Here is a 14,016-nt window from a genome sequence, read left to right as displayed (position 1 = left end):
AAAATTTATCAGGACAGATCATGAATTCAGCCCAGATCGAAGGCGAAATGGCACTTAAGATCGAGCAACTAAGCAAAGACGCCGATCAAGTAAAATCAGTCCTTGATGTGATAAACGATATTGCAGATCAGACAAACTTGCTAGCTCTTAATGCTGCCATAGAAGCGGCAAGGGCTGGCGAGCATGGCAGGGGATTTGCCGTGGTTGCTGATGAGGTTAGAAAGCTAGCTGAACGCACACAAAGCTCACTAACTGAGATAAACGCGACTATTAGTGTTATCGTTCAAGCTATTGGCGATAGTAGTGAGCAAATGACTCATAACTCAAAACAAATTCAAGAGTTAACCAAAGTTGCCAGTGATGTTGAAGAGACTATAAGAGTCATGGGTGATGCTATGAATGGCGCCATCGGCATGTCAGACAAGACTACAGAAGACTTCATAAATACAGGTAAAAGCGTTGATGGCATAATGGAAAATATCGCAAACATTAACGCTCTTTCAACTGAAAATGCAAGAAGCGTTCAAGAGATTGCCGCAGCAGCAGAGCACCTAAACAAAATGACCGATGCGCTAAATCACAAACTTGGCGAATTTAGAACCTAAAAAACAAAAAGTCAGGGCTTTTGGCTCTGGCTTTATCTTTTTTTATCAAACCATATCAGGCTTTGCCATACCAGCTTCTACTAAAAAGCAGCTTGGTAGATAGTTTACTTTTTTTATCTTGTCGAATTTTGCATAACTTAGATAAAGCTCATCTTTTGCCCGTGTGACCGCCACATAAAAGAGCCTTCGCTCCTCATCTAAAGAGCCTCCCATATTCATGAGTTTTAAATTTGGAAATCGGTTTTGTGCCAGATCAACAACAAAAACAAGACCAAACTCAAGCCCCTTGCTGGCATGCACACTAAGCAAATTTACACCCTGCCCTTCACTCATTTCAGAGCTTCCAAGGGTTAAAAAATTATAAAATTTACTAATATCATTATAATTTTTACTCATCTCAGCAAGCAAGCTGGCCTTTCGTATGATACGCTCTTTTGCTTCGTTAAATAACGCAGGATCAACGCTTCCATTTTTAAGCGTAGCTCTTTTTGTGGCAAGCGTATCGACGATGAAATTATAAATTTTGCTATTTTTTATCTCATTTATAGCCAAATTTGGACTTTTTAGCGTACAAAGTGAGCCAAAAAGCTTATACGCTTCATATAGAAATTCGGCTCCATTTTCGCTAAGTTTTTGAAGTTTTAAGGCTGGGTGTGAGATAAAATTTTGACTAAACCCTAACTTTGAAAACCTAGCTGTATCGCCAAATTCATCAAGATCGTCAAAAAGCCCCAGCTGGTAATTTCGTCCGCGGCTACTTGAGATATTTACGCTTGTGTCTGGATTTAAAATTCCGTCCAACACACTCTTATGCCCAAGTTTCATCAATGCGTCAAAAAGCTCCTTTGCCACGGCACTTCCGATACCTTTTGCATACTCAAATATATGTATAAACGCCATTATATCACGCGGATTAACAACGATACCCATGATGTCAATAAGTGCTTTTATCTCCCTGCTTTCAAAAAAACTGGTACTACCCTTGCGTTTTGCGCTTATGCCTCGCTCACGAAGCGCTATCTCAACGCCATCTGCAGATGAGTTATTACGAAAAATGACTGCTATATCTTCGCGCGGTAAAGGGCTTAGCGAGATAATGTCGGCGATATTTTCATACTGCTCGATTAGTTCGTTATAAACTAGTAGGCGCGGTGGCTTAAACTCTCCTTCACGGCTTACGATTAAGTTTTTAGGGTATAAGCGTGGATTATTTGCTATGACCTTATTAGCAAGGGCTAATATGCTTGAGCTTGAACGGTAGTTGATATTTAAAGCATAGATATTTGCGTCCTTAAAACGCTCGCTAAAGGTGCCTATAATCTCGATATTTGCACCATTAAACGCATAAATGCTTTGATCAAAGTCGCCAACACAAAAAAGGCTTTTTGTCTTAAACGCATCAATCAATGAGCCTTGTAAAGTGTTTGTATCCTGATACTCGTCAATCAAAATTTCATCAAAAGCTAAATTTGCTCCACTATTTAATTCATTTCGCATTTTTATGAGCAAATCATTAAAATCAGCATAGCCAAATTTCTCCTTTTCTGTCTCAAACTCACGCAAAACATCGTCGTAAATTTCAGCATAAACAGCTTGTTCATCATTTTTTTGTTTAAAGTATTCATAAAAGCTAAGCTTAGTTTCAGTATTTTGATAAAGCGAGTAAACATCGTATAAATATGCCCCACCATAAGGTTTTACATCACTTAGATGATAAAATTTTCTACGCTCAACAAGGCTTTTTAATAAAATTTTAAGCTCACTTGGTTGCTTTAAAATTATATTTTTTCCAAGTGCTTTAAGCAAAGTAAAAGACACAGAGTGAAAAGTCCCAGCCGTTATCTTGCTAGTTACGCTCTTATCAAAGTATCGTCCCAACCTAGCTATCATCTCGCTTGCGGCTTTGTTTGTAAATGTAAGTAGTAAAATTTTTTCCGCACTTACGCCTTGGTGCAGCAAATGCGCAATACGGGCAACAATGGTGCTGGTTTTGCCTGTGCCTGCTGAGGCTATGATTAGATTGTGTCCTGATGGTGCGGTTGCGGCAGTGTATTGCTCTTGATTTAACTTTGAAAGTGGCATAGTTTTCTCCAAAAAAGGCTTGATTATACCAAAAGGCAGATAAATTTTGATATAATCCGCCCTATGTTTTTTAAAATTTTAAAGCTTTTTACTCTTTTTTTTATTGCTTTTTTTTGCGTTTTTTTGACGCTTGATGTCATTTATCCATTAAATTTAGATACGCTTAAAAAAGATGAAAGCAAGGTTGTTTTTGATAGCAACGGTGAAATTTTACGCATAAAACTTGCTAGCGATGGGGCTCTTAGATTTTATACAAAAAATATCCCAGATGTTTTAAAGCAGAGCGTTGTGCTTTTTGAGGATAGGCATTTTTACTACCATTTTGGCATAAATCCACTCTCTATCATACGAGCCGCCATACACAACATAAACCATAAAAACCGCATAGGTGCAAGCACAATAACAATGCAAGTAGCAAGAATGCTTAGTCAAAACGAACGAACCTATGCAAACAAAATTCGTGAGATATTTGTCGCGCTTCAGCTTGAGTGGCGCTTTAGCAAAGATGAAATTTTAAATTTTTATTTTAACCTAGCACCTTATGGTGGCAACATACAAGGAGTAAAAGCTGCCTCATTTAGCTATTTTCAAAGAGATCTTGATGAACTAAGCTATGCACAAATGGCACTTCTTAGCACCATACCTAAAAATCCAAACAAAAATAGACTCGATCGTCGCTCAAATATAAATGTCCTTAAAAATCGAGTCATAAAAATGCTTTACAAAGCTAATATCATCGATAAAAACGCCTTTATCAGAGCGCAAAACGAACCGTTTCAAAATACCCGCAAAAACCTACCTTATAACGCTCCTGACTTTAGCGATGTAGCCATAAAAAATGGCTTAAAAGATACAAATTTAAGTCTAAAAATGCAACAAAATTTACAAAATGTCCTAAAAACTTCCATGCTAGCGTTAAGAGAAAAAAACGCAAATAACGCCGCTGGTATAGTTATTGACAACGAAAAAATGAGCGTAGTAGCATTTGTTGGCTCACATGACGAGCTGGCAAATGATGGCAAAAATAGCGCACTAAATATGAGACGAAATGTAGGCAGCACCCTAAAGCCATTTATATTTTCTCTAGGACTTGATAGAGGTCTGATAACACCTAAAAAAGAGCTTATAGATACGCAAATAACGCTAAATGAGTATACCCCAAGAAATTTCAACAATAGCTTTATAGGCATAGTGAGCGCATCTGACGCACTTCGTTTTAGCCTAAATATCCCATTTGTAAGCTTAAATGAAAAGCTTGGTGAAAATTCGCTATTTGAGCTACTGCAAAAAGTAAATTTAGTTGACGAAAAAAAAGAATTTTACGGAGCAAGTATAGTGCTTGGTAGCTCTGAAATAAGCATTTTAAACCTAGCTCATCTTTATACGATATATGCAAACAAAGGCATACTAAAGCCACTTGAGTTTGCTGGTGAGCTTGTAAACGGGCAAAAAGATGAGATATTTTTAATCAGCGAACAAAGTGCCTTTTTAACCGCAGAAATTTTAAGCAATGCAAGTAGAACATATCTAGGAAATGCTTGGAAATATGCACAAAATACGCCACGTATCGCCTTTAAAACAGGAACAAGCTACGGCTCAAGGGACATCTATGCTGTTGGCGTTAATCAAAACTACACCATAGCCGTTTGGATAGGAAATTTTAACGCTCAAAAAATGATAGGGCTAACTGGTTTAAAGGACGCTTCAAAGGTCATTTTTGATATGTTTAAGCTTATATCTTTAAACGAAAATTTAAGTTTTATGAGAAAGCCAAGTGGCATAAAAAACGAAAAAGTCTGCCTTGACGCCTTTAGCCTAAAAGAGTGCAAAAATGAACAAAATGATGAGATAATAGAGGAGGTAAAACAGCTATCGCAGTGTGAAAATATGCGTAGCGAGGAGCTTGATTTTTTAATCAAAAACGAAATTTTAACCAAACTAGAACTCTCGCAAAGTCCCTGCAAAGAGCATTTAAGAGACAAAAAACCTATATTTTCAAGCCCTTATGCAAATGAAAATATCATAGCCTTTGATGAAGTAAGCAAAATTATGGTAAAATGCTATGCTTTTTTAGGAGATGAAATTTTCTTAAAAATAGACGATAACGAGTTCATCAAAGTAGAAAGCGGAAGCGAAAATATCGTTAGCTTACCACTTGGCGAGCATACACTAAAATGCCTTGATGAAAACTCAAATTTAACCCAAATAGATATAAAAATAAGGAGATGATATGCTTTTAGCGCGTCTTTTTTTGCCACTTGCGTTTACTATTTCCACTTACGCTTTTGAGCTTAATGGAGAAGCTCAGATTTTTGATGATGGCTTAACACTTGAGCTTGGCATAAAAAATGAATTTAGTAAAAATTTAATAGGCAAAGTAACCAACAAAGAGCTTGTAAAATGTAGCCCAAGCATTGAAGGCATTAGCGAATATTCAAAAAAAAGTATCATAATTTATCAGCCAAATTTGCACGCTGGTATGCAATATATCTGCACAGCCAAAGAGAGCAAGACAGAATTTCAAACAGATAACTTTGCCGTCAAAGAGCTAAAAAAGATAAGCCCAAAAAACTATGTCATAGCGTTTAATGATGATATAAATGCAAGCGAACTAGCAAATTCCCTAAAGATAGATCAAGCAAGCTTTAGCACACAAATGCTTAGCAAAAAAGATGTTCTTATAACTCTTAATGAGGATATTTTAGAGCCAAATTTTAGCCTTGCAAAAGGCTTTAAAAGTATTTACGGAGCAGAGACTCTAAAAGATTTTAATAAAAATTTTAGCAAAACCAATGCGGAAAAACCAAATTTTACCGATAATGAAAAAGCAAAAACACTCACTCTAGCTACACCGGTCTCAGCACAACTTGAAAATGGCAAAATGGGGATAAGATTTTATCTAAAAGATTACATAAAGACAGATGGTGCTAAGAAATTTATAAAAATTTCAGGCATTAAAAATTTCAACATCTCACAAGCAGAATACATCTATTACTATCAAAGAGAAAGCGAGAAGATAGATGGGGAATTTGGGTACTATTTTACCATACTAAGTGATGAGTTTATGCCACAAACCGAGTATGATATAGAGCTTTTACCAGGCTTTGGAGATGAGTATAGTATACTTAGAAGCAAGCAAAATTTTAGCGTAAAGCTTGGGGATTTAAAGCCATTTGTAAGTTTTATAAATGATCTTCCATATATCTCAAGCGTAGGTGCTATCGGTATAAAAAGCGCAAATACACCACAAATAAAAGTAGTAATAGAAAAACTTAGCGAACAAAATTACAGATACTTTTTAAATTTCAAACAGCACGAACTTAACGGGCTTACAACCGAAGTAGCCTCTAAAACCTACGACCTCGGCGGAGCCTTAAACCAACTACAAGAACATAAGATAAAGCTGGACTTTGCTGGCTCTGGTGATGGTGTTTATCTTATAAATATCTTTTACGATAAAGACAAGCTTTTACAAAAAGCTGTATATCTAAGCGACATCGCCGTAAACGCAAAGATGAGCAAAGATGAGCTTTTTGTCTTTGCTAATCGCATTGGAGAGAGCATGATGTTAGCAAATGCAAATGTCAAAATTTATGGGCATAAAAATGAAGAGCTTGGCGTAGGGGCAACAAATGATGAGGGAATTTATAGACTTAGCAAAAAAGATATTTACAAAAACGCAAAGTCAGTTGTGGTCAGTCTTGGCAAGGAGCAAAATTTTCTTATTATAAACGAGCATGACAAACTAAACAAAAATGCCTACTATAAAAAACAAGATGCAAATGAGAGCGTAAATGCGTTTGTGCATTTTGCAAGTAACATTATCCGCCCAAACGAGAGCATACAAGGCACCATATACCTAAGGACTGATGACTTTAAGCCGTTAAATCAAATGCCAGTTAGACTCGTTTTTAGCGATCCACAAAACAAAAAACTCATAGAATCCAGCCTAAAAACAAACGAATTTGGTGTTGTTGATTTTAACAAAAGCCTTTCTAGCGAGCTTACTGGAAAATTCATGCTTGATGTCATATATGCCTCAAAAAAGATAAGAAGCGTTCCTTTTTTTGTAGAAAGCTTTACACCATCTCGGATAAAAAATGAGATATCTTTACAAAAAGAAAATTTTAAAAACAACGAAGTTATCCTAGCAAATTTTACAAGCACCTATCTTTTTGGCTCTGTGGCTGGAAATTTAAGTGCAACAGCCGAGCTTAGCATGTTTAACAAAGAGTATAAAAATGAAACATACAAGGACTTTAGCTTTAAAAATCATACTCTAAAAAATAGCGAATACCAAAGTATATTTAAAAATTTTAAGCTTGAAAATAACGGCACAGCCCAACAAGCTTTTGCCATACATCTACCGCAAAACTCTGCAAATGTTATCGATGCGCTTCTTACATTTAGCACAAATGATGATGGTAAGAGCGTAAGTGATGTTAAAAATTTTGAAATTTTTCCGTTTGATAATGTTGTAGGAGTGCATGCAAATAAGACATTTATCGAGCCAAACGAAAAGGTAAAACTTCAGGCTATATCGCTTGATACGACTGCATTTTTACCACAAAAAAAGGATATAAAATTTCAGATAAAACGCACCGTCTGGCAGTATAACATAAATGAGTATGGGCATTTACGATGGTTTAAAGAGCTTGAAGATGTAGCAGAATTTATAAAATCAGAACCCTTTGAATATGAATTTTTACAAAGTGGCGAATACACAGTTGTAGCAAAAGATGAGATAAGCGGCGCAAGTGCGAGTGTAGATATAAGCGTAAGTGGCTTTAACTATTCAACACTAGCCCCAACAAATGAGCTAACTCAAGCGCAAATTAAGCTAAATGCTCAAAAATACAAAGCTGGAGAGATGATAAATGCCGATATTAGCTCAGTCATAAAAGAGGGTATGGCACTTATAACCCTTGAAGCAAATGGTGTTATAGCTCATAAACTAACTCATATTAAAAACAATTCAGCAAATGCAAAATTTGAAGTGCCAGAGGGCTTTGATGGAGGCTATGTGAGTGCTAGCATTTACAGACTTGCCGATCAATCAAATGTGCCTTTTAGAGCTTACTCTAAAGTTTACGCAAAAGCCGATGTTTCGCATAAAGAGCTTAAAACTAGCATAAATGCTCCAAAAACCGCAAAAACAAACCAAAGAGTCCGCATAGAGATTAAAACCGCTCCAAACTCAGATGTATCACTATTTGCAGTAGATCTTGGAGTGCTAAACATCACAAATCAAGAAAGCCCAAATCCACTAAAATATTTCACAAAACAGCTAAATGACGGAGTTTTTGACTATGACATATATAACAGCCTAGCAAGCTATGAAGTTGCTGGTAAGGTTTTAAATTTTGGTGGAGATATGACAAATATGCTAATGGCTGCACGCATGGCAAAGCACGAAAGTCCTGTTGATAGCAAAAACATTGAGAGCTTTGTAAAGATGGCTCGATTAAAAGCTGATAAAAATGGCACTGCGGTATATGAGATAAAAATTCCCCAAGGATTAAATTCAGCCCTTAGAGTCGATACTATAAGCACAAATGATGATAAAATAGGCGTAGCAAGCCAAAAAATAATCATAAAAGATGATGTTGTACTAAAACCTAGTATATTAAGCTACATTGTAAAAGATGATGAGATACAAGCACTTTTAAGACTAATAAATACCACTGATAAAGAGAAAAATCTAGAACTAAGTATAACTTCTAGTCAAAATTTAGATGTAAATTTAAGCACTACAAGCATAAGCATAGATCCAAAACAAAGCGAAGTTTTAGAGCTAAGGTTGAACGCAAAAGAGGTTGGCAAGGCAAATTTTGAGATCATAGCAAAAGAAGAAGAAGGTGAAATTTTTACTCATACAAGCAAACTTGATATAATACACAAATACCCAAAAAGTACTTTTGCTAAAAGCTATAGCATTGAAAAAGCAAGAAATTTTCAGCTTCCGCTAGGCTTTGAAAATATCAATATAGACGCTTCAACATCCATCTCAAGCCTAGTTGCCACTCTTTCAAAAAATTTGATTGAGTATCCTTATGGGTGTTCGGAGCAACGCTCTAGCAGGCTTCTTGCCCTACTTCACGCAAAAAGCGCAAACGAGATGCAAGAGCAAGATAGGATACGCTTTATAAAAAGTGGCTTAAACGAACTAATAAAAATGCAAAAAAGTAGCGGAGAATTTGGCTACTGGAGTGAAGTTACAGATGTAAATACTTTTGCTTCAATCTATGCAGCCGATACTATTTTTGAGCTTGATAATGCAGGTTTTAGCGTCGATAAAAGTACTAAAAACCGCACTATAAACGGGATAAAAGAGTTAAAACTAAAAAATCAAACACAAGCACTCTACGCACTTTATGTCCTAGCAAAATTTAACGCCATAGACAAGTCTAGACTAAATACACTTTATGACTCAAAAGCCTACACAAGAAACTTGTTAGATAGCTATTTGATGGCTTCTGTTTTTAAAATTTCAGGATATGAAAAAGAGGCAAACTCTATTATAAAAAATAAAAAAACACAAAATCAAACCACACAAAATAGCAATGAAAATTTTCACTCAACATTTAGAGATGACGCATTTGTGCTATTTTTACATGCGAAGCATTTTGAAAAAGACTCATTTTCTGATAAGCTTGCAAAAGAGCTTATAACAAAGATAAACAGCACAAACTCAACACAAGAGCGAGCCTTTGTTTTGCGTGCATTAAATGCCTATTTTCCAAATCAAGACGGTGCTAATTTTAAACTAACTTATGATGAAAAAACTACCGAATTTCAAAAAGGTGCAAGCGTAAATATAACCTCTAAAAATGGCGAATTTAGCATAGATCCTAGCACTCCTATTTTTATAAGCATAATCTCAAGCGCATACACAGACCTTAACATCAAACACCAAAAAGATCAAAAAGAGCTTGATATTTTTAGAACTTTTGTGGATAAAAATGGTAAAGAAATATCCTTAAACTCACTTAAAGAAAATGATGTTATCTACTCAAAACTTGAGATTAGCGCAAAAAGCCCCATTGAAGTTGGCGTAATAAACGAGATAACTAGCACTTGTTTTGAAGCTATAAATGAAAATATAACAAACATCAATCGACCAGAGATACTAAAAAATAGCTTAAATTTACAGTATCAGACATTAAAAGATGATCGCACTATAAGCTTTTTTGATCTTCATGAAGGGGCTAGCAAAACGCTATTTACTCCTTACAGGGTCGTTTTAAAAGGAAAGTGTAACCTACCCGCGGTAAGTGTTGAAAACATGTATAATGAAGAGCAAAACGATTATGATTTGGCTCAAAAAAGCTTTATCGTAAAATGATTCTCAAAGGGGGTGTGCACCCCCTACCCTATCCTTAAAAAGCCAAATTTAAACATTTTTTTGCTAAAATCGAATACTTTTAAAAGCTAAATTTAAGGAAGTATCGTGGCTGAATTTTATGACCCAAAAGAGATAGAAGAAAAATTTTATAAAATTTGCGAAGAGCGCGGATATTTTGAGATAGATGGCAATAAAAATATCCAAAAAAACAACAAAAATTTCTGTATCATGATGCCGCCGCCAAATGTTACAGGCGTGCTTCATATCGGACACTCACTAACCTTTACACTCCAAGATATCATGACTCGTTATAAGCGTATGGATGGCTTTAAAACACTTTGGCAGCCTGGGCTTGATCATGCTGGCATAGCTACGCAAAATGTTGTAGAAAAGCAACTTTTAGCACAAAATATAAAAAAAGAGGAGCTTGGGCGCGAGAAATTCCTTGAAAAAGTCTGGGAGTGGAAGGAAAAAAGTGGCGGTCAGATAGTTCATCAGATGCGCCGTCTTGGTATCACTCCAGCATGGAGTAGAGAGCGCTTTACTATGGATGAGGGGCTAAAAAAGGCTGTAAAAAAGGCTTTTGTAAATTTATATGAAAAAGGGCTAATTGTCCGTGGTAACTACATGGTAAACTGGTGCACTCACGATGGCGCGTTAAGCGATGTAGAGGTGGAGCATAAAGAAAATAACGCAAAACTTTATCACATTAGATACTATTTGGCAGAAAACTCAAATGAAATTTCAGACACAAAGCCTTATATCATCATCGCCACAACTAGACCAGAAACATACTTTGGCGATACCGCTGTCATGGTAAATCCAAACGATGATAGGTATAAGCATTTAATCGGCAAAAAGGTGATATTACCGATAATCAACCGACAAATTCCTATCATCGCAGATGAGCATGTTGATATGGAGTTTGGAACAGGTCTTGTTAAGGTTACTCCAGCGCACAACATTAACGACTATGAAGTTGGAAAGCGCCACGACTTGGAGTTTTTAACTATTTTTGATGAGAATGGAATTTTAAACGAACACTGCGATAAATTTGCTGGACTTGAGCGTTTAGAGGCGCGCGATGTTATAGTTGCTGAGCTTGAAAAGCTAGGAAATGTAGAAAAAACAGAAGATTATCAAAACCAAGTTGGATACTGCTACCGCTGCAAAAATGTGGTCGAGCCATACATATCAAAGCAGTGGTTTGTCAAAAATGATATTGCCCAAGATGCGATAAAAAAGGTAAATGAAGGCGCAGCGCAGTTTTACCCAAGCCACTGGATAAACAGCTTTAATGCTTGGATGCGCGAACTAAAAGACTGGTGTATCAGTCGCCAGCTTTGGTGGGGACATCAAATTCCCGTATTTTACTGTGATGAGTGCGGGCATGAGTGGGCTAGCGAAGAAGATGAGCCAGAGTGCTGTCCAAAATGTGGCAAAAAGCACTTTCATCAAGACCCAGATGTGCTTGATACTTGGTTTAGTAGCGGTTTGTGGCCTATATCAACGCTTGGCTGGGGCAATGGCAAGAGTTTGAAAAATGAAAAATGGTTTGAAAGCGATCTTAGAGAATTTTACCCAAATACAATGCTAATCACTGGCTTTGACATACTATTTTTCTGGGTAGCAAGGATGATGTTTCAAAGCGAAAATGCTCTAGGCCAAATTCCTTTTAAAGATATTTACTTGCACGCCCTTGTAAAAGATAAAGATGGTAAAAAGATGAGCAAAAGTAGTGGAAATATCATAGATCCTCTCGATAAGATAGATGAGTATTCGGCTGATATTTTACGCTTTACACTAGCTCTTCTTGCGGTTCAAGGGCGCGACATAAGACTAAGCGAAGAAAAACTCGTTCTTGTTAGAAATTTTACAAACAAACTTTATAATGCGAGTAAATTTTTGTTACTAAATGAGTCTAAATTTCAAAATTTAAGCGATATACAGACAAAAACTAGCCTTGGCAGATACATGCTCTCAAGGTTTAATAACTGCGTAAAAGAGGTTAGAGAAAATATCGATGCATATAGATTTAATGACGCGGCAAACGCGCTTTATAAATTTCTATGGGATGAGTTTTGCGACTGGGGCATAGAACTTAGCAAGGCAGATAAAGAGGCTATAGGTGAGCTTGGAGCGATATTTAAAGAAGCTATGCGTTTGCTAAGCCCGTTTATGCCGTTTATCTCAGAGTATCTTTTCCATGAACTTAGTGGAACGAGCCTAGAGAATGAAGCTTCGATAATGGTTCAAAGCTATCCAGCTGATGTGAGTAGAGATATAAAAATAGAGCAAAATTTTGAATATATCATAGAAGCTATCGTGAGCGTGCGCCGTGCAAAAGCGACAGTTGAGCTTGGAAATTCAAAAATCAAAAAGGCATTTATAAAGCTAAATGATAAAAATAGTGGGCTAAGCGAATTTACAAACTATATAAAGCTTCTTGCAAAATGCGAAGAGATAGGCTTTAGTGATGAAAATATCGCAAATTCAGCCGTAGATGTAAGCGAAAATTTAAGCACATTTATACCGCTTGAAGGCATTGATACAAGTGCGATGAAAGAGCGCTTAAGCTCTCAAAAAAATAAGCTAGAAAAAGAGATAGCTAAGCTAAGCGCTATGCTAAATAATGAAAAATTTGTAGCTTCGGCTCCAAAAAATGTGGTCGAAACAAATCGTGAAGCCCTGCAAAATGCAGAAGAGAAATTTGCTAAGGTTTGTGGCGAACTAAAGGCTATTGGGGCTTTATAACTAGAACAACAAGGAGAAAAAATGCTAAAAGGTAGTATCGGTGGTTTTACACTTGGCACAGTTGTTGCAGTTGCTCTATCTTGGAGTGCTAATAAAAGCATATTGTGGGCGATAATACATGGATTTTTAAGCTGGATATATGTGATTTATTATTTTTTAATGAAATAATATTATAATCTCAGCGTTAAAAAATGCGTTTTAGCAAAACCATTTAAATAACAAATTTAACTATACAAAGGAAAATAATGAAAATAAAAGTAGGAATTTTAGGATATGGTAACCTAGGTCGCGGTGTCGAACTAGCAGTAAAAAATAGCAAAGATCTAGAAACAGTCGGTGTTTTTTCAAGAAGAGATCCAAAAAGCGTAAAAACATGCGGAGCAAGCGTTTATAATATAGATGAAATTTTATCACATAAAGATAATATCGATGTTTTGATACTTTGTGGTGGTAGTGCAACTGACCTACCAGAGCAAACTCCTGAGTTTGTTAGAAATTTTAATGTCGTTGATAGTTTTGATACTCACGCTAAAATTCCAGAGCATTTTGTAAATGTCGATAAATTAGCAAAAGAGAATAAAAAAGTAGGCATCATAGCGGTAGGCTGGGATCCTGGTATGTTTTCATTAAACCGCCTTTTTGGCGAAAGTGTATTAGAAAACGGAAAGACTTATACATTTTGGGGCAAAGGCGTAAGCCAAGGGCACTCTGATGCTATCCGCCGTATCAAAGGTGTCATCGATGCTAGACAATACACCGTGCCAATAGACACTGCACTACAAAGCGTGCGAAACGGCGAAAACCCAGAGCTTAGCACGAGAGCAAAACATCTTCGTGAGTGCTATGTCGTAGTAGAAGATGGGGCTGATAAAGCAAGCATAGAGCGTGAGATAAAAACTATGCCAAACTATTTTGCCGACTATGATACAAGCGTAAATTTTATCGATCTTGAAACACTAAAGCGTGAACATGGTGGCATACCGCACGGTGGATTTGTGCTAAGAAGTGGCGTTAGTGGTGAAAATGGCGAAACAAAGCACATCATAGAGTATAGCTTAAAACTTGACTCAAATCCTGAATTTACAGCAAGCGTCTTAGTGGCTTATGCAAGAGCAGCTTACCGCTTAGCTAAAAAAGGTGAAAGTGGCGCATACAGTGTGTTTGACATAGCTCCAGCACTTATCTCACCAAAGACACCAGAAGAGTTAAGAGCAGAAATTTTATAAGGAA

General features: G+C 36.5%; 6 protein-coding genes and 1 pseudogene. 6 read left to right on the top strand and 1 reads right to left on the bottom strand.

Translation table 11 applies throughout. The features are described from left to right. Nucleotides 1-89 precede the first annotated feature (89 nt). Nucleotides 90-605: pseudogene (locus LQV35_RS09190) on the top strand (methyl-accepting chemotaxis protein); the annotation flags it as partial. Between the two features lie 45 nt (nt 606-650). Here the strand turns inward: LQV35_RS09190 and LQV35_RS02850 are convergent. Beyond that, nucleotides 651-2,687 carry an ATP-dependent helicase gene (locus LQV35_RS02850; protein WP_230056357.1) on the bottom strand — a complete coding sequence of 679 codons (2,037 nt, stop codon included), beginning with the start codon at nt 2,685-2,687 and terminating at the stop codon, nt 651-653. Between the two features lie 123 nt (nt 2,688-2,810). Here LQV35_RS02850 and pbpC point away from each other — a divergent pair, with 123 nt between their 5' ends. The 5 genes from pbpC (at nt 2,811) to LQV35_RS02825 (ending at nt 14,012) form a co-directional block, all read left to right on the top strand. Beyond that, on the top strand, nt 2,811-4,916 hold the full coding sequence (gene pbpC, locus LQV35_RS02845) for a penicillin-binding protein 1C (RefSeq protein ID WP_230056356.1): 2,106 nt from the start codon (nt 2,811-2,813) through the stop codon (nt 4,914-4,916). A gap of 1 nt (nt 4,917) precedes the next feature. After that, complete coding sequence (locus tag LQV35_RS02840) at nt 4,918-10,032, top strand: alpha-2-macroglobulin family protein (protein WP_230056355.1); 5,115 nt, start codon at nt 4,918-4,920, stop codon at nt 10,030-10,032. 105 nt (nt 10,033-10,137) lie between these two features. Beyond that, nucleotides 10,138-12,786, top strand: a complete 2,649-nt coding sequence (locus LQV35_RS02835) for a valine--tRNA ligase (protein ID WP_230056354.1) — start codon at nt 10,138-10,140, stop codon at nt 12,784-12,786. Nucleotides 12,787-12,807: 21 nt separating this feature from the next. Beyond that, nucleotides 12,808-12,954, top strand: coding sequence for a hypothetical protein (locus tag LQV35_RS02830; RefSeq protein ID WP_230056353.1), 147 nt, complete (start codon nt 12,808-12,810; stop codon nt 12,952-12,954). 77 nt (nt 12,955-13,031) lie between these two features. After that, on the top strand, nt 13,032-14,012 hold the full coding sequence (locus tag LQV35_RS02825; RefSeq protein WP_230056352.1) for a diaminopimelate dehydrogenase: 981 nt from the start codon (nt 13,032-13,034) through the stop codon (nt 14,010-14,012). Nucleotides 14,013-14,016: the final 4 nt, after the last annotated feature.

The organism is Campylobacter suis (genome assembly GCF_905120475.1).
GTDB lineage: Bacteria > Campylobacterota > Campylobacteria > Campylobacterales > Campylobacteraceae > Campylobacter_A > Campylobacter_A suis.
Note: the sequence above shows the minus strand (reverse complement) of the source record. Positions and strands in the feature narration are given on the sequence as shown.

Coding starts and splice junctions, on each gene's coding strand:
- LQV35_RS02825 (WP_230056352.1), top strand. CDS start 13,032: ATGAAAATAAAAGTAGGAATTTTAGGATATGGTAACCTAGGTCGCGGT.
- LQV35_RS02840 (WP_230056355.1), top strand. CDS start 4,918: ATGCTTTTAGCGCGTCTTTTTTTGCCACTTGCGTTTACTATTTCCACT.
- LQV35_RS02830 (WP_230056353.1), top strand. CDS start 12,808: ATGCTAAAAGGTAGTATCGGTGGTTTTACACTTGGCACAGTTGTTGCA.
- LQV35_RS02850 (WP_230056357.1), bottom strand. CDS start 2,687: ATGCCACTTTCAAAGTTAAATCAAGAGCAATACACTGCCGCAACCGCA.